Genomic DNA, 24,607 nt, shown 5'->3' with positions numbered 1-24,607 from the left:
CACAACGCAATATTTGTTCAGAATCGGTCCATCCGTACAAAATCCGTACAGCAAAACGCCCGGCGCCTGTTCACACAGGGGCCGGGCGTCTGGGGGGCGCGGTTGGGTTTATTGCTCTTGGGTGACGCCGGCAAACTTGCTCATGAGGAAACCGATGAACTGCTCGACGGTCATCTTCTGGCCGTTGAATTCGACCTGATTGGCCGCGTAATGCAGTTTGGTCACCACGTTGGTGCCGTCGGCGACAGCCAGTTGCGAGCCGACCGCCATGCCGGCGAACATGTCCGCCGCTTCCTTGGACTGATCGACGATGGCTTTGGCGTCAGTCTGGCCATCGAGTTGCGCCTGCACGCTGAGCAGATCGACCAGCATCGGCTTGGATACCTGAATGTTCAGGTCGAGCAGCGCGATCAGTTGCTTGCCGAGTTGATCCGGCGGCAGATCCATCGATTGCGGCTTGGTCAGGTCGATCACCAGATTGGCGCGGCTTTCACCGTTGGCGGTGTTGAACGACAGGTTCTCCAGCGCCAGTTGCGGGCCGGCCGCCAGCAACTTCTGCAGATCGGCTTTGACCTGGGCGTTTTCCGCTTCGGTCAGATTCAGCTCCGGTGCCGGCAAACCCTGCGCGGCGGCCTCGGCGGCAGCTTTTTCGTATGGCTGCAATTTGGTCTGGTAGATCTGCATCAGCGACATGGTCGACGGAATGTCGAGGTTGTTCAGGCTCATGGCCATGGCCGCCGAACCGACTTTCTTGTCGTTGAGCGTCACTTCGCCGATTTTGTAGTCGGCACGCCCCGAGGCGTTGCTGCCGCTTTCTTCGGTGCGGTTCTTCATTTCGAAGTTCTTCACGCCCAGCACCATCGGCTTGGCACCGAAGGTGGTTTTGCTGCTGGTCACTTCCAGGGTGTTTTCCCCGGTGTAGTAGCCGTAGCTGCTCTTGGCGAGGTTGCTGGCCAGGGTCAAACCGTTGAGCTCGACCTGCACCGGCGCCTGGTCTTCCGACACGGTGACCAGTTTCAGGTTGTCCATGTAGCCGTCGGCCTTGACCTTCTGCGCCTGGGCGCTGGCAGCGATGTCCATGCTCAGACCGGAAAACTTCAGGCTCGACTGCTCATCCAGCGCGGTTTCGAACGGCACCAGGTTGAGGGTGCTGGTGGTCGATTCGTCGTAGCCGATGTTGGTCACGCCCTTGAGCGGCGCGGCGCCGTTGGTGGCGGCGAACCATTTTTCCGTGGACGGGCTCTTTTCCAGCTCGTAGTTGCTGGTGGCCATGACCGGCAGCCACTTCAGCGAAACCAGGCGCGAGAACGGCAGCGGGCCGTGTTCGATGTGGTCGACGAACAGCAGCTCGACCGGGGCATCGCCGAACATCTCGCCCTCGCCCTTGAGACGATAGTGCGCGGTGCTGGTGAAGGTGTGGCGCTCCAGCGATACCAGTTCCAGCGACGCGGTGCCGTTGGAGCCGGCCATGGCGGTCTGCAGCTCTTTGTTGGCGTTGGTCACGGCGTTGTTCAGTACGCCTTCGATCTTGGTCCCGGTGTACCAGGCCCCGCCTGCGCTGATCGCGCCGATGGCAACAACAATTCCGAGAAGCACGCCTGCTGATTTATTCATGAATGACCTGATCGGTTTCCGTGGCTGTGGATGAAGTCGTCTTCCTTGAACCCGGGATCGGGTCGCGGCTCGACTGTGCGCAATTAAGCGGTGGAGATTAGCACCGGGCGCGGGCGACGGCCCAATGTTTAAAGGTTAAAGAGTGTCTATGGACACTTGGGAGAGCAAAAAGATCGCAGCCTTCGGCAGCTCCTACATTTGCAATCCGATTGTCCTGTAGGAGCTGCCGAAGGCTGCGATCTTTTGATTTCAGGAATATTGAACCTCGATTTCATCCAACTGATGATCAAAGCTCTTCAGCCGCGCGGTCCAGGTATACACCAGCACTTCAAAGTCGCGATCGATCACCGCTCCGCCGGTGGTATCCGCCCGCACATCGCAGAAATCCAGCTGATAGCGTTCACGAGCCATGGCCGTGGCGACGTCGGACAGCTCGCGGGCGTTGCTCAGCCAGTGCCAGCCGTCATCGGCGATCTGCTTGTCGAGTTCCAGGCATTGCTTCTTCAGCCCTTCGAGGCTCTTTTCCAGCGGCGTGCCGGTGAGCTCGCCCATGACCTCGGCGAAGGTTCGCCCGGGCTGCCAGTAACTGCCCCAGAAGTAGCGGTCGAACACGGTTTCAACCCGGCGCAGGGCGACTTTGGTGTCCCAGATCAGCACGAGCATCTTGCCGCGCTCGAGCTGGCGCTTCTTGACCCGTTGCAGCTGAATCGAGGTCCACGCGACGACGACGATCGCCATCACCGCGATCAACGCAACGGCGCTGTCGAGGAAAACCATTGCCGTGTCGATCTGGTGGGCCAGCATGATCCCGTAGAAATACGTGGCCGAGAGCAGCACCAGTGCGACCAGAGCGCACCAGAAGCCAAGAGCGTAAGGGTTTTTCATTATTGGTTTCCCCTGGGCCAGCACGAGCAATGTGCATTGCAGGAGCGCTTGGCATGGGGCGCCCCTCCAACACTTCAAAGCATAGCAACGGCCTCAGGGTTTGCTGGCGCTCGAGGTGTTCGTTCGTCCGCTTTCCCAGCCACCGCCCAGGGCGAGGAACAAATCGATCTGGCTCATTGCGACCTGGGTGTTGGCGGCGGCCAGTTGCGCGGTGACATCGGTGTAGGTGCGGGTTGCTTGCAGGTCGGCAAGGAACGACTCGCGGCCGGCCTGGAAGAAGCGGTGCGTCTGCTCGGCGGCGAGCTTGGCCGACTGCTCGGCTTCGGCCAGCGCATCGCGGCGTTGCAGCAGCGCGCTGTACTGGGCCAGACCGGTCTGGGTCTCGCGGATGGCGTTGAGCACCACGCCGTCGAAATGCGCTAGCGCGCCTTGAGTGTTGGCCTCGGCTTCACGGATGCGCGCGCGGGCGCCGTTGGTCGGTACTTTCCAGCTCAACGACGGGCCGAAGCCCCAGCGGTTGGTCGACGGGTCGCCGAGGTCATCAATGATGCCGACGGTGCCGATGGTCGCGCCGATGCTGATGTCCGGGTACAGCTCGCCGGTGGCAATGCCGATGCCGGCGGTTGCCGCCGCGAGGCGCCGTTCAGCCTGACGAATGTCGGGACGGCGCTTGAGCAGCGCAGCGCCGTCACCGACCGGCACCAGTTGCGCGATCTTCGGCAACTCGGCGCAACTGGCTGTACCTGCCGGCAACTGCTCGACCGGTTTGGCCAGCAGCATCGACAATCGGAACAGCCCGGCCTGACGCGCCGCTTCATAACGCGGCAAGTCGGCGCGCAGGGATTTGAATTGGGTCTGCGAACGGGTGACCTGGGTCTCGTCGCCACGCCCGGCATCGCGCAGACGCTGGATCAGCGTGGTGCTTTGCGATTGCAGGTCGAGAGAATGCTCGGCGATTTCCCTCTCTTCGTTGGCTGCGCAGACTTGCGTATAGGCGCGAACCACGTCCGCCACCAAGGTGATACGCGCAGTGTCGGCTGCGGCCTGAGTAGCATCGGCATTGGCTTTGGCCGCTTCGATACCGCGCTGCAAGGTGCCCCACAGGTCGAATTGGTACGAAGCGCTGATACCGATATCGGCGATGTTGGCCACCGGGACTTTCTCCGGCAGCAGGAACGCCTGACCGGATTCCTGCAGACGTTGCGCACCCATTTTCACCCCGCCGCTCCAGCCGCCAGCGGCCTCGGCTTCATCCACCTGAGCACGTGCCCGCGACAGGTTCGCCGCCGCTACACGCAAATCGGTGTTGGAAGCCATGGCCTGCTGTACCAGTTGATCGAGGCGCGGGTCTTTATACAGCCGCCACCAGTCCGCTGGCACCGGCGCCGAGACCACCGGTTTGCCGGCGACTGCCAGCTCACCCTGAATATCCTTGCGCTGCACCGCCGCGTCGGCGGGCACCTGATAATCCGGGCCGACCATCTGACAGGCCGAGAGCATCACGCCCAACCCGGCGATCAACCAGGCCCTGCTCATGGCTGCGGCTCCTCATGCTGGTCGTCGATGATCGACACGGTGGCGGTACGCCCGGCAATCATGCGGAAGTCGGCCGGTACATCATCGAATGCGATGCGCACCGGAATCCGCTGTGCCAGGCGCACCCAACTGAACGCCGGGTTGACGTTGGGCAGCAGGTTGCTGCCGCTGGTGCGGTCGCGGTCTTCGATGCCGGCGACGATACTTTCGACATGCCCGCGCAACCTGGCGCGGTCGCCGATCACGCGGATATCCACCGATTGCCCGACGTGGATGCCGTCGAGTTTGGTTTCTTCAAAATAGCCGTCGATGTGAAAGGAGTTGCTGTCGACCACCGACAACACCGGGCGCCCGGCGGTGACGAATTCCTGCGGACGCGGCGCGCGGTCGTTGACGTAACCATCGACCGGGCTACGGATCACCGAGCGATCGAGGTTGAGCTGCGCACTGTCGACCGCCACTAAGGCTTCGGCCAATGCCGACTGCGCACGGGCGACGCGCGACTGGCTTTCTTCCAGTTGTTCGGCCGGCACCAGGTTGCCGAGGCCACGGTTACGCTTGGCTTCACGCTGCGCCTGGGCGAGGGTTTCTTCGCGATCGGCAACGGCGGCCTTGGCCTGGCGCAGAGCCAGTTTGAAGCGATCCTGGTCGATGCTGAACAGCACCTGACCGCGCTTGATCAACTGGTTGTCCTTTACCTCGACCTGCTGGATCAGCCCGGACACGTCCGGAGCGATCTGAATGATGTCGGCACGAATGTGGCCGTCGCGGGTCCACGGCGCGAACATGTAATACATCACCATGCGCCAGACGAGGACAACGGCAAAAGTCACGATCAGCAGGGTCAGAACCACGCGACCGATGGTCAGAAACGGTTTTTTCATGTCATCAGGTATCGACTGAGTGAGTCCACGCCGTACAGCAGCACGGCGTAGAGCGCCACGTTGAACAATGCCCGGTGCCAGACCAGACGGTAAAAATGCAGGCGTTGCAGCACGCCATGCACCAACAAAAACAGCACGTAAGTGATGCCCATCAGCACCAGCAGGGTCGGCAGGAAGATGCCGCTGATATCCAGATCACCGATCATAGGGGCGCTCCATCGGGCAGCGGTTCTTCGGGCTCGGCGCTGGAGACGAACTCGACGCCGGGCAGCAAGGCCAGACGCAGACCGCTCAAGGCGTGCAACAGGTGCAGACGGGTTTCATCGTCACCCTGGCCGTTCAGCGCTCGGCGCGTGCGATCGAGGGTCATCAGCAGACCGCTCGGCGCCGGCAGGCGTTCGTCGGCTTTGAGGCAGGCGCGAAAATACTCGCCGACCTCCCCCACCACTTGTCGCAACAGGGCATTTGGCACGCCGGTGACGCGCGGGGTGTAGGCAAGCAGATCGAGCATGTTCAGACCGACACGCACTTCACGCATCGCGATGCCGGTGTCCTGACCGGTCAGGGCCAGACGCGGCAGGTGCTGCATCAGCCGATCGAGCAACTGCACGCCCAACTGCCGATGCTCGGCGAGGCTGGCCGGTTCGGTCATGCTGACGATGTCTTTCCAGCTGAATCGGGTCAGACGCTTGGCCGCCAGTTCGGCACCGAATGGCCGCGCTACCAGCGTCCAGATGAAGGCGAACAACAGCCCCAGCGGTCCAGCCAGATTGGAGTTGGCGAAGGCGAAAAAGTCCGCGTCGTAGGCACCCTGAATACTGATGAACGACGAGGTATTGACCAGCGTCAGCAGCATGCCGAGGTAGAAACGCGGCTGCACGGTCAGCGTACCGATGCAAATGAACGGCACGGCAAACGCCAGCACCAGCATCGGGAAATCGTGCAGGTTGGGTAGAATCAGAAACAGGTAAAGACTGGCGAACAGCACCGACATCCCGGTCCAGAAAAAGAACCGGTAAATCTGCGGCGCCGGGTCGTCCATCGAGGCAAAGAAGCTGCACGCCACCGCCGCCAGAATCACCGCGCTGCCACCGTCCGGCCAGCCGAGCAGGATCCACAGCACCGAAGCAACGATGATCGCCAGAATGGTCGAGGTCACCGAGTAGAGCATCAGCCCGCGATCGATGAACGGCGTCAACCGGCCCAGGCGCCAGTGCCGGTACACCGCGCGCCAGCTGTCCTGGCGCTCGCAAAGAATCGCATCCTGCAGGCTGCGGCAGTCCTGCCACAGATCGATGAATTCACCGAGGCGGTAAATCGCATTGGAGAACAGCAACTGTTTGCGCTCCTCCAGCGCTTCGGCGCTCGGTTGCAACGCGTCGAGTTGATCTCTCAGTGCTTGCCAGCGCTCGAGATTGGCGTCCGCGTGGTCCAGCCATTCCCGGGTCGCGGTCAGCAATGGCTGGAATTTTTCCACCAGTTCCGGGGTGCGGCGTTCGAGGGCGTACAGCGAATCCTCAAGGGCATCGATCACCGGCAACAGATGGATCATGCGCCCGCGCAATTCCTTGGTGTTGCGCACGGTTTGTGGCCGCGCGCCTTCGTGGGGCAACTGGCCGATCATCAACTCGAGGCTGTTGAAATTGGCGACCATGGCCATGCGCAGCGCGGTGACTTCTTCCGGCTGCACATCGCGGCTGAGAAACTTCAGGCTGTAGCTCGTCGCATCGGCGAACCACTTGCTCACGGCATCATTGAACACCGGCGCCAGCCGTCGCGGCCAGAACATCGCACCGACCACCGCAGCGACGGCGATGCCAAGGAAAATCTCTTCGGTACGCGCCTCGGCCACGTCCCACACCGCCAGCGGATTATCCACCACCGGCAGGGCAATCAGCGGCAAGGTGTAACCGGCCAGCATCAGCGCATAACTGTTGGCGGTGCGCAGATGCAGGGACATGAACAGCAGAATGCCGGTCCACAAGGCAATCACCACCACCAGCACGTACGGGCTCTGCACGAACATCGGCACGAACAGCACCGCCGCCGCTGCGCCGAGAAATGTACCGGCCGCGCGGTACAGCGCTTTGGAGCTGGTCGGGCCGAGAAACGGGCTGGAGACGATGTACACCGTGGCCATCGCCCAATACGGACGCGGCATTTGCATGAGCAACGCGATGTACAGCGCAATCATCGACGCTGCAAAGGTACGGACCCCGTAAAACCAGTCACGGGCCGGCGGCATGCCAGTGAAAAAACCGTTCAAGAATTGACCACCACAGGCGAACTCGCCGCCTCAAAAGCCCTGAGTACCCGAAGCGTAGCTTCCAGATCACTGCGCTCGATGCCTTCCAGCACCTCATGACGCAAGCGCACCAGCTCAGCCTCCACCGCCTGCACCAGCTCGCGACCGGTATCGGTCAGGCTCAGGCACTTGGCCCGGCGATCCTGGGCATCTTCGGTGCGACAGACGTAACCGGCGTGGCACAGCTGATCGAGCAAACGCACCAGCGAAGGACTCTCCATCCCCGCAGCCTGGGCGACTTGCACCTGACGCACGCCCTCGCCCAAACGCCCGATCATCAACAAGGGCACGGCGCAGGCTTCGGAAATTCCGTAATTGACCAGCGTGGTCTGGCAGATCTTCCGCCAATGCCGGGCGGCCACCACCATGGCGCTGCTGATGTTCATCTGGAGACTGTCGAGGGAATCGGACACGGGATAACGGACACTGTTAGTTTGCTAACTATCAATATCGCACTGGAGGGGAATTTCAGTCAAGTTTTGAAACAAATCTATTCACCCCGGCTAGCGCATCGGATCATCCAGGTGACGTTGTCAATTTCGTAGACACAGTAATGGCTTTTCGATAGCGTAATGATTTACTGCAACATCACATCGCAAGGATTGCCTTACCAATGATACTAATGATCACGAGTACTTACGATCTAACCTGTGATTACCTTATAAACAAATACTACGATACTGATTTTTATCGATTAAACCTAGACCAATTTTCCAATTATATATTTCAAATCGACAATTACGGATTTTCTATAGAGAATTCTTTTGGAATAATTACTACCAAAACTTGCGATGCAATATATTTTAGAAAACCAATCTTAGAAAATCTTGATGGCGTGTATAATGAGTGCTATCACAATTTTTCTCACAAAGAGTCCTACTCGCTTGTTGAAGGGATTGCAGAAAGTTTTGAAGGGATTTGTTTGTCACGCCCGAGCATAATGCGAAGAGCTAACAATAAAATACTACAGCTTGCTCTAGCAGCTAAAATTGGATTTCTTACACCCAAATCTAACATTAGCAATGCCATAACGACTTGGCATAAAACCAAAACAAAATCTATTATAGTAAAGCCACTAGCCAGCGGAGCAATCGAACATCCTCAAAGCAAAGAAATTATTCAAACAAATATCTACGACCCAAGCATTACCGACGATCTTATAAGTTACACACCGGCATACTTCCAAGAATACCAAGAAAAAGACTATGAAATAAGAGCTACATTTACTGGCAAAGAGGTGTTTAGCGTAAAAATTATTTCTGAAAACAAAGTCGATTGGAGAAAAAAAGACAACAAAATAACTTACGAGAAACACGCACTCCCAGCAGACATATATGAAAAATGCATAAGATTTATGAGCAAACTAGACATCTGCTTTGGCTGTTTTGATTTCATAGTGAAGGATAACGTTTTTTATTTTTTAGAAATGAATGCAAATGGTCAATGGGCATGGCTAGAGTTTGAGACTGGTCTAGATATATCACGTGGCATTATGGAGCTGCTCCATGAGCGCATTTGAAGCTATCTTATGCATACTTTTTAACCATTCCCCGATTTTCCATGTTTCGTGCGATGAGCGATTCGGCCAGTACCATCCGGGAGCGAACAAAAGAATATCTCTCCTCGCGATCTCATTTTGGAAATGGAAAGTATATTTAATTACTTTCAACAAACAACTTAAGCTTGCTCACACCATCAATTTTGACACCCTTTGCCCGATGCCAGTCCAAAACGACGTTGACTATAAAACTATTTCTTATAGAAATCATTTAGCAGCCACTTCAGCGTCAACAGAAGCGGCACAAATACAGTATGAGTCGCTAAAAGAGAGATTCAACCAAAACTCAAGCATCAAATCTTCTTTTGATAATAAAGCATCGGCTTATGCGTCGACATATGTTGTGCTGCTAGGGTTTTACGCTTATGTATTTAATGAAATATGGAAGCTTGGTAATAAAAATGCCTTCTACGCCTCCTGCGCAGCCCTACTAGTCTGTTCTTTATTTACAGCAACTTCGGGCTTATATATCTGGGGCTTTTTAAAACTCAAGAACACGATAAGATCTAAATTTTCCGACCTAAAGCTTGACCCTTCACCCCAAAATCAAGCAGTACTAGCCTATACCAATTGGTATTCATCAGAAAAAGAAAGCACAGTCCATGCTTCTTATATAAGAAATATTGAATCTAACTTAGCAGTCTCAGTATTCCTTGGGCTAGGTCTTTGGCTTTCTGTCTTTCTTAGCATCAGCTATCTGTCAACCAGCGATCAGACTGCCCCATCCGAAAGCCATGAGTTAATGATCATAAATGAAATGGGTGAGCTTCAAAAACAAAACCTGTCAGCTTTACTTTCATTAATAAAAGAAGCCCGCAACGATGGAGGTTTCACCCTCTACGCGATCAGCAACTATACTGAGAAATCTCCAGCAAGAGAGGAGACAATTAACATACTTAATTTTTTTCTAAGCTCGGAAAAAATAAAGAAAATCAGCCTACAAAGCAACAGCAGTATAAAAAAATCTATGACAATAAAGCTGGAGATATCAAAATGAAGCCATACATACTCAACTATAGTGAATCAACACCGCGCCAACCTAGTATAAATATTTACATAACGTCAACACAAACCAGTGTAACTTGCCGAAGCTACCTTCCGACAGACTCAACGATCCAAACGCGAACATTAGAGAGCGATGACAATGATGACATCCAGTTCAGTGCTGGATATCTAGCTGGAGCCAGCTCAACTATTATAACCAAGACGCTTGAAGCAACTGACGAAGATCAAATTTTTCCTGAAAGCACTTTATCGACGGCGACCACGGAACCCTCAGATCCTGACGAACTAAGTTTTTTATCGACATACAATACCAACAACAAAAAAACCTACATGTCTACCGTCAGCACTGAATCTATAGAGCCTTCTGACCCTGACGAAATAACCCTTAACTAATTCTAGGGAGGGTAAGCCAATTATTAAGCTTGCCCTCCAAAAAATCTAATCGCTACTTACCTTCATGTACTAAACACATTTCCTCGATGTACTCGAACACCTCCTCCGGCACGCTGTACTGAAATTGCTTGCGGCGATGCTTTGAAACCTTGTCAGCGTTGTCCAGGCACATCATTACCAACTTCGAAAGATCGCTTCCCCGAACATCGAAACGGTCATTCACCGCTTTGATGACGAAATCGTATTTTTCAAGAAACGCGGTCTCCTCGCGTAGCTCCACTTCCAGTGCCCGCATGGCCATCTGCAAAGTAAATTCTGCGCATTGAGTAGCATCCCAGAATCGGTAGATAGCGTCGTGACCGATGAAATCGAACGTCATCTCATCGGAATCCAGCCAAGTGACATTCCAGAACTCTCTTGCTGGTTTCGAAAACTCTTTCAGCGCTTCCAAGTAGCTGGATTCCTCATGCTTCATCGCCACGGAAACGGGCAGCAACAAGCCGTTTTGCAGTGCACCGGAATGGCAAAGCGTCTGGTGAATAAGAAATCGTGAGAGCCGACCGTTGCCATCCATGAACGGGTGAAGAAAAACAAACCCAAACGCCACAACCGCCGCTGCTATCAGCGGATCCACCTGCTTCGCCGAGTGATTGGCGAACGCCATCAAATTCTCCATCAACTCACGACACAATTGCGGATCTGGCGGCACATAACTGACTCCGGCGGCGCCTCTCAAGCCGTTGTGTAAATGGTTCTGTTGATGACGGAAAAGCACTGCTTTATCGAAGGGATTCGAGACCGTGCTGTTTTGCAACTCGACCAGATAGTCCTCGCTGAGCTCTGTGCGCTCGTAAGCTTGACGTAAGAGCCGAACAAAGCGCCGCGACTTTTCTTCGCTGGGCTCTTCTTTTTCGATAGCGAAGGAATCACGAGTCTCATGCAGGTAGGCCCAATTGATTGCCCGATCCATCATCTCCGGCGGCAACGTCGCCATGAAAACCTGGGCTCGCCCAATGATGTCCCGATCGATCAGCTCCTGTAGTTTCACCGTTCGCTCAACAGTGGCGCAGTAATGCAATGACCCCAAACCATTGAAATCGACTCGCCAGCGACTATTCCGAACCGCTGGCCCGGTGACGTAGCGCTTGGGATCGAACAAGGCGACGACACTGCCTCGAACCGGGACTGAGTAGTCCAGTTGTTTGCCAGTAAAGCTTTCCCATAGAAAACAGGCTTTACGGATGTATACCCCGTTCGGGGATCTGCCAAGCTCACTTAACAGATCGCTCGCTTCAACAGATTCCAAGGCCTGGGCAAGAATGCACAGGTTTATTCCTTCATGTTTTAGCGCAAACAGAATGTGCTCGATCGTTGATCCCTGTACAGGCGCGACGGCGGCTGGAACAGCAAGACAATCACCGATCAAGGTAACTCGGGTGACCGGTTTGATCATCGCAACGCGCTTGGGAGCAAATGCCTTGAGCTTCAGCGCGTCACGCAGGTAGGCATATCCAACAGCTGGCATCGTCATCTTCCACAGAAAAAATCCACTGCGACGATTAAAGCCCAGTTTTTTTTACAGTAGGCATGTTTTTTTTACATTTCAGCCTTTTCCTACAATTTTTTTTACACGCTGCGTTTCTTTCGTGAATCGCCCCGGCAACCAATGACGCAGCTTGTTTCCAGACAACAGAAACTCAAGCTTATAAGTCATCCAGATCTACGGGCATGGGTGTCTCGTGAGCTCGGGAACGCGCAATCTGCATAAGCTCAAGATCATCAAGCCGCTCGACCAATGCTTCGTACACATCAGCAGGCACCATGTAGCCCATGACCCGGTTATGATTGAGCACTGCCACAGCCCCCCCATTTGCGTCTTTTAGCACGGCAGCAGGATTTTTCTTCAATTGAGAAATACTGACGGCCATATCGGCCAGAACGCTTTGCATGGTAAAAACCTCGAATGCGATCGAAATTTCGGTCGATATCGAAGCTTATCAATTGCTGTGGTTACAGAGGTCGCAAAGGTTCACCCTAGTCGCCCCTTACGCAACATCACATTCAACTGATCCACCACCTCCGCCCAATCCGCATCATCCAGAATCTCCTCGCGCAGAAACTGCGCCTGACTTTCCGTCCAGAAAAACGCGTCAGCCAGATGCAATTCCGGTTTGAGCGGCGAATGGCTGGCGATGAATTTGTCGATGCCGGTCGGATCGTCATCGAGGCCGAGTTGTTTGAACAGGGCCGGTAGGCTGTGCTGCGGATTTTCCATGATGCAACTCCTCTGCAATTCAGGTCCGGCGTTGCGCCGTTTGCTGCAATGGAGTTGATCATAGCTGGCGCTGCGGGTTCAGGGTCTGGCGACGTCAGGTGAGCCTGCGGCCAGTTGCGCTGCCGGATAGACCGACTGCCATCCACCGCCAAGCGCCTTGTACAAACCGACCATCGCCAGTGACACCCCGGTCGAGCTTTCTACCCATTGCTCCTGCGTGGCGAGCAAGGCGCTCTGCACGGTGAGGACGTTGACGAAATCGACCACGCCTTCGACGTATTGCTGTTGCGCGGTGCGCAGGGCGATCTGGTTCTGACGCACGGCTTCGGCGAGGCTGTCGCGCCGGCGCTGGCTGGCGTTGTAGGCGGTCAGCTGGTCGTCGATTTCATGCCAGGCACGCAGCACAGTCTGCTGGTAGGCGATGGCCGCTTCTTGTTGCTGGGCTTCGCGCAGTTGCAGCATGCCGCGAAGGCGACCGCCGTCGAACAACGGCAAGCTGAATTGCGGGCCGATGGCAAAGGCACGCGAGCCCCATGAACCGAAATCGCTCAGCTGCATGGCCTGGGAACCGAGGTTGCCGGACAGGGTGATGCGCGGATAGAAATCGCCCTTGGCCACGCCGATGTTGGCGGTGGCGGCGTGCAGACGCGCTTCGGCCTGGCGGATATCGGGGCGGCGTTCGGCCAATTGCGACGGCAGGCCGATGGCGACTTGCAGTGGCGACTGCGGCACTGCCGCGTCTGTGGATAACGTTTGAGCGAGAGCTTGCGGTGGCTCGCCCATCAACAGACTGATCGCGTTGATCAGTTGCGCCTGACGCTGCTCGAGCGCCGGCAGCCGTGCCTCGATGGCGGCGACTTGCGCGGCGGCTTCGGCGACGTCCAGATCGGTCGCCACGCCATCGGCCAGCCGTAGCTGCGAGAGTTTCAGGCTGTGGCGGGCGACGTCGAGGTTCTGCTCGGTGACGGCGCGGGTGTTCTGCACGCCGCGCAGCTGAATGTAGTTTTGCGCGGTGTCGGCGAGCACGGTCAGCAGTACGTCACGACGGTCGTTTTCTGCCACTTCGAGATTGGCATCAGCGGCTTCGGTTTCACGGCGCACGCGGCCCCAGAAGTCCAGTTCCCATGACGCCGAGAAACCGGCATCCCACAGGTTGAAAGCCTCGTCGCCGTTATTTCCCGATGGATCGTTCAAGCCTTCGCCGCTGTTGCGTTTACGTGCGTAGCTGCCGCTGGCGGTGCTGTTCGGATAACGCTCGGCGGTGATCACCTGGCGCGCGGCGCGGCTTTGTTGCAGGCGGCTGCTGGCCAGTTGCAGGTCGAGGTTGCTGTTCAGCGCGCGCTGGGTGAGCGCGGACAGCTGCGGGTCCTGGAAGGTTTCCCACCAGCGTTCGTTCAAGGGTTCGCTGACGGCCTGGCTTGGGGCGGACCGCGCCGGTTTGGCCCAGTCGGCAGGTTGGGTGGCTTCGGGTTTCTGGAAGTCCGGGCCGACGGTACAAGCACTGAGGCTGACTGCAAGCAAGGCACTCAGGGTGAGCTGCTGCCTATGCCCCCATCGCTGGCAAGCCAGCTCCCACAAGGATTGTGCAGGTTGTGCAAAATGGTTCAGCCTGCCAATGACCCCTGTGGGAGCTGGCTTGCCAGCGATGAGGCCAACCGATTCAACACCGATCATCGCTGCGTCACCTCGCGCCCGGACGCCTTCGAGCTGGCGGTATCAATACTCGCCTCGACCGACATCCCCACCCGCAAGCGCTCGGCCAGTGGCTGGCCCGGTTCCAGCATGATCTTCACCGGAATCCGCTGCACCACTTTGGTGAAGTTACCGGTGGCGTTATCCGGTTTCACCGCAGCAAAGGTCACGCCGGTCGCTGGCGCAATGCTCTCGACGCGGCCGGTCAGGGCTTCGCCGCCCAAGCTGTCGACCCGCACTTGCACATCCTGACCCGGCTGCACGTCGGTCAACTGGGTTTCCTGAAAATTGGCGACCACATAAGCCTGCTGCAACGGCACCACCGCCAACAATTTGCTGCCCGGGGTGACGTAGGCACCGACACGCACCGCGCGCTCGCCGATCATGCCGTCCTGCGGCGCGATGATGCGCGTGTAAGAGAGGTTGAAACTGGCGATTTCCAGTGCCGCCTGCGCGTGTTTCAGATTGCCTTCAGCGGCGTTGCGCTGGGCAGTGAGGATTTCGACTTGTTTGCGTTCGGCCGCCAGTTTCGCCGTCGCGGTGTCGAGACGCGCCGAAGCCTGATCAATGCGCGTGCGCGCCTGCTGCGCGTTCTGCACGGTGCCGGCACCGACTCCGGCGAGATGGTTGTAGCGGTTCAGTTCCTGCTGCGCAAAAGCCATTTGCGCTTTGGCCGAGACCACGGTGGCCTGCGCCTGAGCGATCAGCGACGCCTGCCGCTCAAGGGTCGCATTGGCGTTCTGCAATTGCGCCCGCGCGACCAGGGTTTGCGCGTCCGCCGCTTCCGCCGCTGCGCGCAAATCACGGTCATCGATCAGCGCCAACAATTGCCCGGCCTTGACCTGCTGGTTGTCTTCGACCAGCACCTGCTTGATGAACCCGGCCACGCGCGGCACCACCAGCGTGTAGTCGGCGGAGACGAAGGCGTCATTGGTGGTTTGCTCGGTGCGTTGGCCGAACAACCCGGGCATCGCCAGGTACACCAGCACGCCCACCGCCAGCGCGGCAGCCACGGCCACCGCGAGTTTTTGCTTGGATTGAGTCATAAAAAACCTTCAGTTTCAGTACAGCGATCAGGTCGGCGCGCGCGGCGGATAAATCCGCGTCGGCAGCCAGAAAATCAGCAGGATCAACGCCACGGCGACGCCGGCCATGCACACGTAGAGATCGGCCGAAGTCAGCACCACCGCCTGCTCGTGCACGCGGTGAGCGAGGCCCGGATCGCTGTGATCGGCCAGCGGCGAATTGCCCAGGCTGTCGACCAACATGGTCGAATGGAAATGCAGGCGCGCGGTGGTCAGCGCTTCGATCACGCCGGTGGCGACCACTGCGGCGAGACCTTTGACGGTGTTGAACCACGCCGACGCGAACGGGCCTTCCATCGGCGTGATACTGCCGGTCGACAACATCAGCAGCGGCAACACCGCCATCGGCTGGCCGAAAATCTGCAGCCATTGCAGAACGTAGAAATCATCGCGAATCCACGCCGAAGTCAGGTGTGAACCGCCGAGGCAGGACAGCGCGAGCATGCTCAGACCAATGCCAAGCACCCAGCGGCAATCGACCCAGCGCAAGTTGCATAGCGCCGCCACCAATGGCAGCGCGATCAACTGCGGCAGCGCGGCAATGAGCATGATCGGCGCGGTTTGCGCCGGACGATAACCCTGCACCTGGGCCAGATAACTCGACGGAATCAACACCACCGCCAGCAGCACGATCAGCACCCCGGCGAGGGTGATCAGGGCGAACAGCAGGTTGCGGATGCCGAGCATCTGCAGCTTGAAAAACGGAATCGGCTGCGACCATTCATTGATCATAAAAGCCACCAGCAGCAGCGAACCGGCACCGAGTAATCCACAGATCAGATTCGACTCGAACCAGTCCAGTCGATTGCCCTGCAACAGACCGATCACCAGCATGCAGATCGCTGGAAAGCCCAGCAGCAGGCCTTTCCAGTTGAACGACTTGAGACGCTCCAAGCGCAGCGGATCCTGGGGCAATCCGTAAGCCACTGCGGCCATGGCGATCAGGCACGGCACGATGATCTGCCAGAAGGTCCATTGCCAGCCGACGTATTCGGTCCACAGACCGGCCAGCGGCGTGCCGAGTCCCGGGCCGAAAGTCGCGGTCAGTGCGTAGCCGGCCAGTCCGTAAAGTTTGATGTTCGCCGGGAGAAAGCGCAGCGCGACGGTCATCAGCATCGGCGGCAATGCACCACCGGCGAGGCCCTGGAGGATGCGCATCAACAACAGACTTTCGTAGTTTGGGGCGAACGGGCACAGCACGCCGAGCAGAGTAAACAGGCCGATCGCGCAGAGGGTGAAGCGACGCAGCGAGAAGGTCACCGAGCACCACGGCGCAAAGGCCATGGCCGCGACCGACGTGGCGGTGTAGCTGGCGACCAGCCAGGTGCCTTCGTCGTAGCCGATGTGCAGCGCACCGCGAATATCGGCGAGTGCGACTTTGGTGACCATCTCGTTGAGGCCCGAGACCAGCACGGCCAACAGCACGCCGACCAGACCAATGATGATCCGCGCCCCGAACACCGGTGGCGCAGCCGCCGTCGCCGGGCTGGTCGCGGCGAGAGGCGCCGAGACCGTCAGGGATGTCATGAATGAAAAGCTCCGGGGGTGAAAATACCGGAGCATTTTAGTGGGGCTTGATGCTGACGAAAATTGACTTATTGACAGGTTATAAGTGCATCAGACACAACGGTGAATGCCTATGTGGGAGCGAGCCTGCTCGCGAAAGCGGTGGACCAGTCGCCATTGAGGTGACTGACTCGACGCCTTCGCGAGCAGGCTCGCTCCCACAGGGATTCGATGGTGTCTGATGATTTACGGCTGTGCCGCCAGCCACGTTTCATCGCAGCAGGTCTTGAGGGTTTCGCGCAGCCAGCGGTGGGCCGGGTCCTTGTCGAAGCGCGGGTGCCAGGCCTGGGTCAGCATCAGCATTGGCAGCGGAATCGGCAGGTCGAATGAACGCAGTTTCAGGCCCAGCCGCCGCACGCTGAGCAGGGCTTCTTTAGGCACCGGCAGGATCAGGTCGGAGTCCGGCAGGGCAAACATCGCCGCATGGAAACTCGGCGCGATCACCGCCACTCGACGCTCCAGCCCCAACGCATTCAACGCCGTGTCGATCGGGCCGCGAGCGATGCCACGGCGCGACATGCTGATATGGGAAAAACCGGCGTAGCGCTCGGCAGTGATTTCGCCGTCGAGCAAAGGATGGTTCTCCCGCACCAGGCCGACGAAATGCGTGGAGAACAGGTTCTGCACTTTCACTTCCGGCGTGAGCGGACGGGTGTTGCTGACGCTCAGATCGATACGCCCTTCGCGCAGTGCCTCATCGTCGCCGTCGCCTTCCGGGACGAAGCGCAATTCGCAATGCGGGGCGAGCTGGTCGAGGGTGTCGAACAGCTTGCCGCCGTAAACGCCGACGAAGAAATCATTGGCGCGAATGCTGAAGCGCCGGCGCAAGGTGCCCAGCTCGACGCTGTCGGCGGAGCGGAACAGCAGCGCCGCCTGCTCGACCACGTCGCGCACCTGTTCGCGCAGTTCGAGGGCTTTGGGGGTCGGCACCAGGCCACGCCCGGCGCGCACCAGAATCGGATCGCCGATGGCTTCGCGAATTCGCGTCAGCGTGCGGCTCATGGCCGCCGGGCTGAGGTTCATCCGCCGCGCCGCACCGACCACACTGCCCTCGTCGAGCAAGGCATCGAGGGCGACCAGAAGGTTCATGTCCGGGAGTTGCATGCTGAGCACTCTTGGCTGATCTGGATTGATCCGGGCGCAATGCTAGCAAACATCCCTAAAGAGTGACGATGCCAGCGCTGGCCTCTTCGCGAGCAGGCTCGCTCCCACCTTGGAATGCGTTCTCATGTGGGAGCGAGCCTGCTCGCGAAGAGGCCGGCCCACCCAACGAAGACCTCAGCGCTGCATACCCCAGCGCTTGACGGTCACGCGCTCGAGGGTGGCAAACACCAGATTCTCCACCAACAGGCCAATCAGGATCACCACCGCCAACCCGGCAAACACCTTGTCGGTGTACAGCTCATTGCGATTCTGGAAGATGTACCAGCCCAGCCCGCCCTTGCCGCTGGTCGCGCCAAACACCAGTTCGGCAGCGATCAAGGTGCGCCAGGCAAACGCCCAGCCAATCTTCAAACCGGCGAGAATCGACGGCAGTGCCGCCGGGATCAGGATGAACAACACAAGGCGCAAACCCTTGAGGCCATAGTTGCGCCCGGCCATGCGCAGCGTCTCGGACACACCGAGAAATCCGGCATAGGTGTTCAGCGCCAACGCCCACAACACTGAATGCACCAGCACGAAAATCAGACTGTTCTGCCCCAAGCCGAACCAGAGCAGCGCCAGCGGCAGCAGGGCAATCGCCGGCAACGGATTGAACATCGAAGTCATGGTGCTGAGCAGATCACGTCCCAACTGGGTCGAGACCGCCAGTGTCGTCAGGGCGAACGCGAGGACGATGCCGATCAGGTAGCCCTTGATCAGCACCACCAGCGAGATCCAGACCTTGGCCAGCAGCTCGCCACTGAGCAGCCCGTCGAACAGGGCCTGCGCGGTTTGCAGAAAACTCGGCAGCATCAGGTCATTGTTCTGAATCCGCGCGACCACCTCCCAGATGATCGCCAGCACAATCAGGATCAGGCTTTTGCGCAACCAGCCCTGTTGCCACAGGCGCGTGCCAAGCGGCAACTCGCGCTCGACCGGCACTGCGGTCAGCGGCTCGAGCACGGTTTCGAATTCTTCACGCACGGATGATGAATGGCTCATCGGGTAGTCCTCCTGGCCGCTCAATAGGCGATGCGAATGTCGTTGAAATCGTGATCACGTTCGGTCTCCGGCGCCTGGCCCTCATCGAACAGCAGACGATGAATGCGCCGCGCCGACGCCTGAAACGCCACGCCGCCGAGGCTGTGCAGATCGTATTGATGGCTGTGCACTTCGGCGCGCACCCGCCCCGGATGTGGCGACAACAAGAGGATGCGATTGCCCACCACCAGGGCTTCTTCGATCGAATGAGTAACGAACAGCAGGGTGAAACGAACCTCTTCCCAGAGCAGCAGCAATTCCTCCTGCATCTTGCGGCGGGTCAACGCATCGAGTGCAGCGAAGGGTTCGTCCATCAAAAGAATTTTTGGTTGCATGGCCAACGCCCGGGCGATCGCCACCCGCGCCTTCATGCCGCCGGACAAGGTGTGTGGATAGGCGTCGGCGAACGCTGCCAGACCGACCTTTTCCAGGTAGTGCAGCGCACGCTCTTCGGCGTCTTTCTTGTTCAAGGTGCGCGAGGCCAGCAGCGGGAACATCACGTTCTGCTTCACGGTTTTCCACGGCGGCAACTGGTCGAATTCCTGAAACACCACAATGCGGTCCGGCCCCGGCGCATCGACGCGCTGGCCTTGCAGGCGGATCTCGCCTTCGCAGGGCTGGATGAATCCGGCGACCGCTTTGAGCAAGGTCGATTTCCCGCACCCGGACGGGCCGAGCAGGACGAAACGATCAGCCGGGTCGACGGCGAAACTGACTTGATGGGTAGCGCGCACCACGCGCTGCGGCGTGCGGTATTCGAGGCTGACGTGATCGACGGCCAGCAACGCTTCGCTGTGGGCGATCGGGTTGCTGACCGCGCGGCCTGGCAAAGGGGCGTTCATGATCGATCTCCGGCAAATCAGAAAGGCGCATCGCCCTGGATGGTCGTGCGATACAACTTGCGGCGCAGATGCGCAGGGCAGCCGGCGGCGAGGTGGATCAGCGAGCGGTTGTCCCAGAACACCAGATCATGCGGCTCCCATTGATGGCGGTAGATATTTTGCGGCAGCACGCTGTGAGCGAAGAGTTCGCCGAGCAACTGACGACTTTCGTCTTCCGGCAAGCCGACGATGCGCGTGGTAAAGCCTTCGCTGACGAACAAGGCCTTGCGGCCGTTTTCCGGATGGGTGCGCACCACCGGATGCACCACTTCGGCGACCTGAGCCAGTTGTTCCGGGGTCAGGGTCGGGCGCCAGTTACCTTCGAACTTGGTTTCGCTGTAGCGCGCGGTATAGGAATGCGCAGCGGAACGTCCTTCGACCGCAGTGCGCAAGGCAGCGGGCAAGTCGTCCCAGGCTTTGTGCATGTCGGCGAACAGCGTGTCGCCGCCCTCGGCGGGCAGCTCTTGGGCGTGCAGCATCGAGCCGAGACTTGGCAGCTCTTTATAGGAGAGATCGGAATGCCAGAACTTGCCGGCGTCACCGAGACCGATGTTCTGGCCGTTCTCGATAATGTTGGAAACGATGAGGATTTCCGGGTGATTGGCCAGCAGGAACTGCTTGAGCACATGGATCTGCAACACGCCGAAGCGACGGCTGAAATCGATTTGCTGTTGCGGGGTGATCTGCTGATCGCGAAAGACCACGACGTGGTGATCCAGGTGCGCGCGGTGAATGCGCGCGAAGTCCTGATCATTGACCGGCCGGCGCAGGTCGAGGCCAACGATCTCGGCGCCGACGGCGCCGCTGAAGGGGCGAATTTCGAAGATTTGCGGCGCGGCAGTTGCGGCGCTTTCGGTGGCAGTAGCGGCGGACATCAATCATCTCCCACGCACGGCGCGCTCGTGGACGCGCTCGTCGATCAGACACTCACGCTGGATTGCGTGTCGGTTCAGGTCGTGCGGCGCGCCGATTGGTCGGCAGGTACGCAGGTCGGTGACTTTATAGCTATAAGAATTGGAAATTAAATACCGTTAATGAATAACGATATGGCGAATGGTGAGGGGGTGGGTGACCATTTGTGTCACTTACCGACGGATATGTAGCGCTTCGGAGGACGCCTTCGCGAGCAGGCTCGCTCCCACAGTTGGAATGCAATCTCCTGTGGGAGCGAGCCTGCTCGCGAATAGGCCGTCACCAGCGCCGAAGATCTAGCGCTCGTGCAACGCCTCAGCCCGCGCCCGAATGATCGGCTTGAGCAAATAGCTCAACACCGACTTCTTGCCAGTGATGATATCCACCGAAGCGACCATCCCGGGAATGATCAGCAAAGGCTTTTCATCCGTGCCCAAGTGGCTGCGCTCGGTACGCACCTTGATCACGTAGTAGGTGGTTTTCTTGTCTTCGTCGGTGATGGTGTCCGCACCGATCTGCTCCAGCTGTGCCTTCAGGCCGCCGTAAATGGTGTAGTCATAGGCGGTGAATTTGACGATCGCTTCCTGACCCGGATGCAGGAACGCGATGTCCTGCGGGCGGATCTTGGCTTCGACCAGCAGGGTGTCGTCCAGCGGCACGATTTCAACCATGTCGCTGCCCGGCTGGATCACGCCGCCGATAGTGTTGACCAGCAACTTGTTGACGATACCCCGCACGGGTGAGGTAACCAGCGTACGGCTGACGCGGTCTTCCAGCGCCTTGCCGGTGGCCTGGGCCTTGTTCAGATCGGTGCGCGCTTCGTTGAGTTGGGTCAGCGCTTCGCTGCGGAATTTGCCGCGGGTCTCGTCGATCTTGCGCTGCACTTCCTTGATCGCCGATTCGGCGCGCGGGATGGCAAGCGTGGTCGCGTCGAGCTGGCCACGGGTTTCCACTTCGGCACGCTTGAGGCGCAACACTTCCACCGGCGAGACCGCGCCCTGCGCCACCAGCGGCTCGGACATGTTGATTTCCTGACGCTGCAAGCCGAGTTGCTGACGGTACTGCGCCTGCTTGGAGCTGAACTCACGCAGCTCTTGCTGGCGCTGGATCAATTGCTCCTGCAGGCCGCCGATTTCGTCGTGCAGTTGCTGACGACGGCTGATGTACAGCGACTCTTCGCTTTTTGCCTGACCCGGCACGGCTTTGAGTACGTCCTCGGGGAAATTCAGCGGACGATCATCGACTTCCGCGCTCAGACGCTCGACCCGCAGCAGCATCGACAGGCGATCAGCCTCGGTTTCGCCGACGTTGGAGGCAAATCGGGTGTCGTCGAGACGAATCAGCGGCGCGCCGGCCTCGACGATCTGGCCTTCCTTGACGAACAGCTCGGAGACGATACCGCCCTCCAGGTTCTGGATTTTCTGGATCTTGGAAGACGGAATCGCCTTGCCGTCGCCCTTGGTCACTTCGTCGATTACGGCGAAGTTGGCCCAGAGCATGAGGAACACAAAGAAGCCGATGATCGCCCAGATGGTCAGGCGCACGACGCGCGGGGCGTCTTCGATCAGCGCCTTGTTGACCTCCGGCAGCGGCTGACCCTGCAGCGAGGCAGAGCCCTTGAAGTAGCGACGGATCGACTCCTTGACACCGGACTTAAGCAACACTGATCTGCCCCTTCTTCAACGCTTCCATCACGGCGGCTTTCGGGCCGTCGGCGAGAATCTGCCCGCGATCGATCACCAGCAGGCGATCGACCAGCGACAACAGCGATGCCCGGTGCGTGACCAGCACCACGGTCTTGTTTTCAATCACTGCTGCGAGGCGTTGCTTGAGGCGTTCTTCACCGGTGTTGTCCATCGCACTGGTTGGCTCATCCATCAGCAGAATCGGCGGATTGAGCAACAGCGCCCGGGCCAGGGCGACGTTCTGCCGCTGGCCGCCGGAAAGGTTCTGCCCGCGCTCGCCGACTTGCAGCTCGTAGCCTTGCGGGTGCAGACGAGCGAATTCATGGACGCCGGCCAGTTCGGCGGCTTGCAGCACCAGCTCGTCTTCGACGTAACGCGCGCCGGACACCAGATTGTCACGCAGGGTGCCGGACAGCAGCTGGATGTCCTGCGGTACGTAACCGATGTTGTAGCGCAGTTCGCTGACGTCGATCTGACGGATGTCCACGCCGTCGACCAGCAAGGCACCGTCGTCCGGTTGGTACAGGCCCACCAGCAGTTTCGCCAGCGAACTCTTGCCCGAACCGCTGCGGCCAATGATGCCGATCTTCTCGCCGGGACGGATCACCAGGTTGATGTTCTTCAGCGCCGGGTTCTGCTGGTCCGGGTAGGTGAAGCTGAGCTGACGGCATTCGATCGCACCCTGCAAAACCTTGCGGCTCAGCGGGCGCTCTTCGAAATTGCGCTCCTGCGGCAGTTCCATCATCTGGTCGACCGAAGTCATGGTCACCCGCGCCTGTTGATAGCGCGTGAGCAGGCCGGACAGCGACGCCAGCGGGCTCAGCGCACGACCACTGAGCATGTAGCAGGCAATCAGCCCGCCCATGCTCAGGTTGCCGGCGATGATCTGGTACACGCCGAAGACGATCATGATCACCCCGGCCAGTTGCTGGATCAGCAAGGTGATGTTCATCGCCAAACCGGAGAGCATTTTCACTCGCAGCTCGAGACGGCTGAGGGTGCCGATGGTCTGCTCCCACTGATACTGGCGCTCGCTTTCAGCGTTGTTGACCTTGACCGCATCCAGGCCGGCGAGGGTTTCGATCAGGCTTGACTGGCGCTCGGCGCCCAGCGCCATGGTGCGCTCCATGGTCGCGATCAACGGCTTCTGCAAGGCGTAGCCGATCAACAGGGCAATCGGGAACGCCAGCACCGGAATCCACACCAGATGCCCGCCGAGAATGGCGATGACGATGAAAATCAGGATGGTAAACGGCAGGTCGATCAGACTGGTCAGGGTCAGCGAGGCGAGAAAGTCGCGCAGGCTCTGAAACTCATGGATGTTCTGGGCAAAGCTGCCGACCCGCGCCGGGCGGTATTTCATCGCCATGCCGACAATGCGCTCGAACAGCGTGGCGGAGATGATCAGGTCGGTTTTCTTCCCGGCCAGATCCAGGCACAGGCTGCGCAGGCTCTTGAGGATCAAGTCGAAGATGTAAGCGCCGGTGATGCCCAGCGCCAGCACCCACAGGGTTGCTTCGGCCTGGTTCGGCACTACGCGGTCGTAGACGTTCATCACGAACAGCGGCGCGGCCATGGCGATGATGTTGATCAGAAAACTGGCGGCGATCGCATCGGCGTACAGCCAGCGCGAACGCTTGAGGGTGTCGCGAAACCAGGAGCGTGCACGCGGGATCAGCGTGCCGTGGTTGACGTCGAATTTGTGCTGCGGCTGGGCGAAGAACACTTTGCCGGTGTAATCGTCGCTCAGCAGTTCGCGGCTGACCACAGACTCGCCGCCATCGCTTTCGCTGAGCAGCACTCGTGCTTCATTGTCGCCCTGCCAGCCGAGCAGAACGGCGCTGCGGCCATCCTTGAGCAGCAACAGCGCGGGCATGGCGATCGCCGGAATTTCTTCGAGTTTGCGCTGCAACACCCGCCCCTGCAGCCCGGCGCGAGCCGCTGCGCGCGGCAGCAACTCGACACTCAAACGTTGTTTGGGCAGCGGCAGGCCGGTGGTCAGCATCGCCGCGCTGGCAGGCTTCTGGTGCAGCATGCACAGGGCGAGCAGACCATCCAGCAACGGATCGTCATGCAACGCGCGTGGATCATGGCTGAGTTGAACTCGACTGACTTCTGATTCCACGCTCGACACTCTTTAACAGTTG

21 protein-coding genes are annotated in these 24,607 nt (G+C 58.6%); 2 read left to right on the top strand and 19 right to left on the bottom strand.

Translation table 11 applies throughout. The features are described from left to right. Positions 1 to 108: 108 nt before the first annotated feature. From AB4N73_RS22620 to AB4N73_RS22590, 7 genes are all read right to left on the bottom strand, one after another. Positions 109 to 1,614: a YdgA family protein gene (locus tag AB4N73_RS22620; protein ID WP_460142568.1), complete on the bottom strand. Its 1,506-nt coding sequence runs from the start codon at positions 1,612 to 1,614 to the stop codon at positions 109 to 111. A gap of 249 nt (positions 1,615 to 1,863) precedes the next feature. Continuing rightward, entirely contained in the window at positions 1,864 to 2,499 is a 636-nt protein-coding gene (locus AB4N73_RS22615) for an NADH:ubiquinone oxidoreductase subunit N (protein ID WP_150742987.1), read from the bottom strand. Between the two features lie 93 nt (positions 2,500 to 2,592). Further along, entirely contained in the window at positions 2,593 to 4,035 is a 1,443-nt protein-coding gene (locus AB4N73_RS22610; RefSeq protein WP_073471477.1) for an efflux transporter outer membrane subunit, read from the bottom strand. After that, positions 4,032 to 4,919 carry an efflux RND transporter periplasmic adaptor subunit gene (locus tag AB4N73_RS22605; RefSeq protein WP_056786955.1) on the bottom strand — a complete coding sequence of 296 codons (888 nt, stop codon included), beginning with the start codon at positions 4,917 to 4,919 and terminating at the stop codon, positions 4,032 to 4,034. Before AB4N73_RS22605 ends, AB4N73_RS22610 begins: the two co-directional genes overlap by 4 nt. After that, positions 4,916 to 5,125 (bottom strand): DUF1656 domain-containing protein, encoded by a 210-nt coding sequence (locus AB4N73_RS22600; protein ID WP_016772264.1) that lies wholly within the window; start codon positions 5,123 to 5,125, stop codon positions 4,916 to 4,918. The genes AB4N73_RS22605 and AB4N73_RS22600 overlap by 4 nt, the downstream gene beginning before the upstream one ends. Next, entirely contained in the window at positions 5,122 to 7,185 is a 2,064-nt protein-coding gene (locus tag AB4N73_RS22595) for an FUSC family protein (RefSeq protein ID WP_150637842.1), read from the bottom strand. Before AB4N73_RS22595 ends, AB4N73_RS22600 begins: the two co-directional genes overlap by 4 nt. After that, complete coding sequence (locus AB4N73_RS22590) at positions 7,182 to 7,610, bottom strand: MarR family winged helix-turn-helix transcriptional regulator (RefSeq protein ID WP_016772266.1); 429 nt, start codon at positions 7,608 to 7,610, stop codon at positions 7,182 to 7,184. Before AB4N73_RS22590 ends, AB4N73_RS22595 begins: the two co-directional genes overlap by 4 nt. Before the next feature lie 227 nt (positions 7,611 to 7,837). Between AB4N73_RS22590 and AB4N73_RS22585 the strand changes: the two genes are divergently transcribed. Further along, positions 7,838 to 8,743 (top strand): hypothetical protein, encoded by a 906-nt coding sequence (locus AB4N73_RS22585; protein WP_460142567.1) that lies wholly within the window; start codon positions 7,838 to 7,840, stop codon positions 8,741 to 8,743. Then, positions 8,730 to 9,779 (top strand): hypothetical protein, encoded by a 1,050-nt coding sequence (locus AB4N73_RS22580; RefSeq protein WP_460142566.1) that lies wholly within the window; start codon positions 8,730 to 8,732, stop codon positions 9,777 to 9,779. The genes AB4N73_RS22585 and AB4N73_RS22580 overlap by 14 nt, the downstream gene beginning before the upstream one ends. A gap of 453 nt (positions 9,780 to 10,232) precedes the next feature. On the opposite strand, the gene AB4N73_RS22575 is transcribed toward AB4N73_RS22580, so the two are convergent. From AB4N73_RS22575 to AB4N73_RS22520, 12 genes are all read right to left on the bottom strand, one after another. Next, complete coding sequence (locus tag AB4N73_RS22575; RefSeq protein ID WP_460142565.1) at positions 10,233 to 11,705, bottom strand: Fic family protein; 1,473 nt, start codon at positions 11,703 to 11,705, stop codon at positions 10,233 to 10,235. A gap of 178 nt (positions 11,706 to 11,883) precedes the next feature. Beyond that, positions 11,884 to 12,129, bottom strand: coding sequence for a type II toxin-antitoxin system Phd/YefM family antitoxin (locus AB4N73_RS22570; protein ID WP_186568449.1), 246 nt, complete (start codon positions 12,127 to 12,129; stop codon positions 11,884 to 11,886). 80 nt (positions 12,130 to 12,209) lie between these two features. After that, on the bottom strand, positions 12,210 to 12,455 hold the full coding sequence (locus AB4N73_RS22565; RefSeq protein ID WP_460142564.1) for a DUF2789 domain-containing protein: 246 nt from the start codon (positions 12,453 to 12,455) through the stop codon (positions 12,210 to 12,212). A gap of 78 nt (positions 12,456 to 12,533) precedes the next feature. Next, complete coding sequence (locus AB4N73_RS22560) at positions 12,534 to 14,129, bottom strand: efflux transporter outer membrane subunit (RefSeq protein ID WP_460065937.1); 1,596 nt, start codon at positions 14,127 to 14,129, stop codon at positions 12,534 to 12,536. Continuing rightward, complete coding sequence (locus tag AB4N73_RS22555; RefSeq protein WP_460065934.1) at positions 14,126 to 15,193, bottom strand: HlyD family secretion protein; 1,068 nt, start codon at positions 15,191 to 15,193, stop codon at positions 14,126 to 14,128. The genes AB4N73_RS22560 and AB4N73_RS22555 overlap by 4 nt, the downstream gene beginning before the upstream one ends. Before the next feature lie 27 nt (positions 15,194 to 15,220). Continuing rightward, complete coding sequence (locus AB4N73_RS22550) at positions 15,221 to 16,759, bottom strand: MFS transporter (protein WP_353188565.1); 1,539 nt, start codon at positions 16,757 to 16,759, stop codon at positions 15,221 to 15,223. Between the two features lie 225 nt (positions 16,760 to 16,984). After that, entirely contained in the window at positions 16,985 to 17,902 is a 918-nt protein-coding gene (locus tag AB4N73_RS22545; protein ID WP_016772273.1) for a LysR family transcriptional regulator, read from the bottom strand. Positions 17,903 to 18,076: 174 nt separating this feature from the next. Beyond that, a complete protein-coding gene (locus tag AB4N73_RS22540) occupies positions 18,077 to 18,943 on the bottom strand; it encodes an ABC transporter permease (RefSeq protein WP_041477414.1) in 867 nt (288 codons plus the stop codon). 20 nt (positions 18,944 to 18,963) lie between these two features. Beyond that, entirely contained in the window at positions 18,964 to 19,824 is an 861-nt protein-coding gene (locus AB4N73_RS22535) for an ABC transporter ATP-binding protein (protein ID WP_310219475.1), read from the bottom strand. A 17-nt stretch (positions 19,825 to 19,841) separates the two neighbouring features. Then, positions 19,842 to 20,738, bottom strand: a complete 897-nt coding sequence (locus AB4N73_RS22530; RefSeq protein WP_130928977.1) for a TauD/TfdA dioxygenase family protein — start codon at positions 20,736 to 20,738, stop codon at positions 19,842 to 19,844. Between the two features lie 333 nt (positions 20,739 to 21,071). Further along, on the bottom strand, positions 21,072 to 22,439 hold the full coding sequence (locus AB4N73_RS22525) for an HlyD family type I secretion periplasmic adaptor subunit (protein ID WP_024011116.1): 1,368 nt from the start codon (positions 22,437 to 22,439) through the stop codon (positions 21,072 to 21,074). Continuing rightward, positions 22,429 to 24,585: a type I secretion system permease/ATPase gene (locus AB4N73_RS22520; protein WP_051600365.1), complete on the bottom strand. Its 2,157-nt coding sequence runs from the start codon at positions 24,583 to 24,585 to the stop codon at positions 22,429 to 22,431. Before AB4N73_RS22520 ends, AB4N73_RS22525 begins: the two co-directional genes overlap by 11 nt. Positions 24,586 to 24,607 lie beyond the last annotated feature (22 nt).

Source organism: Pseudomonas sp. S3_B08 (assembly GCF_054667725.1).
This window is presented reverse-complemented; position numbering and strand designations above follow the sequence as displayed.

Coding starts and splice junctions, on each gene's coding strand:
- AB4N73_RS22620 (WP_460142568.1), bottom strand. CDS start 1,614: ATGAATAAATCAGCAGGCGTGCTTCTCGGAATTGTTGTTGCCATCGGC.
- AB4N73_RS22615 (WP_150742987.1), bottom strand. CDS start 2,499: ATGAAAAACCCTTACGCTCTTGGCTTCTGGTGCGCTCTGGTCGCACTG.
- AB4N73_RS22610 (WP_073471477.1), bottom strand. CDS start 4,035: ATGAGCAGGGCCTGGTTGATCGCCGGGTTGGGCGTGATGCTCTCGGCC.
- AB4N73_RS22605 (WP_056786955.1), bottom strand. CDS start 4,919: ATGAAAAAACCGTTTCTGACCATCGGTCGCGTGGTTCTGACCCTGCTG.
- AB4N73_RS22600 (WP_016772264.1), bottom strand. CDS start 5,125: ATGATCGGTGATCTGGATATCAGCGGCATCTTCCTGCCGACCCTGCTG.
- AB4N73_RS22590 (WP_016772266.1), bottom strand. CDS start 7,610: ATGAACATCAGCAGCGCCATGGTGGTGGCCGCCCGGCATTGGCGGAAG.
- AB4N73_RS22585 (WP_460142567.1), top strand. CDS start 7,838: ATGATACTAATGATCACGAGTACTTACGATCTAACCTGTGATTACCTT.
- AB4N73_RS22580 (WP_460142566.1), top strand. CDS start 8,730: ATGAGCGCATTTGAAGCTATCTTATGCATACTTTTTAACCATTCCCCG.
- AB4N73_RS22575 (WP_460142565.1), bottom strand. CDS start 11,705: ATGCCAGCTGTTGGATATGCCTACCTGCGTGACGCGCTGAAGCTCAAG.
- AB4N73_RS22570 (WP_186568449.1), bottom strand. CDS start 12,129: ATGCAAAGCGTTCTGGCCGATATGGCCGTCAGTATTTCTCAATTGAAG.
- AB4N73_RS22565 (WP_460142564.1), bottom strand. CDS start 12,455: ATGGAAAATCCGCAGCACAGCCTACCGGCCCTGTTCAAACAACTCGGC.
- AB4N73_RS22560 (WP_460065937.1), bottom strand. CDS start 14,129: ATGATCGGTGTTGAATCGGTTGGCCTCATCGCTGGCAAGCCAGCTCCC.
- AB4N73_RS22555 (WP_460065934.1), bottom strand. CDS start 15,193: ATGACTCAATCCAAGCAAAAACTCGCGGTGGCCGTGGCTGCCGCGCTG.
- AB4N73_RS22550 (WP_353188565.1), bottom strand. CDS start 16,759: ATGACATCCCTGACGGTCTCGGCGCCTCTCGCCGCGACCAGCCCGGCG.
- AB4N73_RS22545 (WP_016772273.1), bottom strand. CDS start 17,902: ATGCAACTCCCGGACATGAACCTTCTGGTCGCCCTCGATGCCTTGCTC.
- AB4N73_RS22540 (WP_041477414.1), bottom strand. CDS start 18,943: ATGAGCCATTCATCATCCGTGCGTGAAGAATTCGAAACCGTGCTCGAG.
- AB4N73_RS22535 (WP_310219475.1), bottom strand. CDS start 19,824: ATGAACGCCCCTTTGCCAGGCCGCGCGGTCAGCAACCCGATCGCCCAC.
- AB4N73_RS22530 (WP_130928977.1), bottom strand. CDS start 20,738: ATGTCCGCCGCTACTGCCACCGAAAGCGCCGCAACTGCCGCGCCGCAA.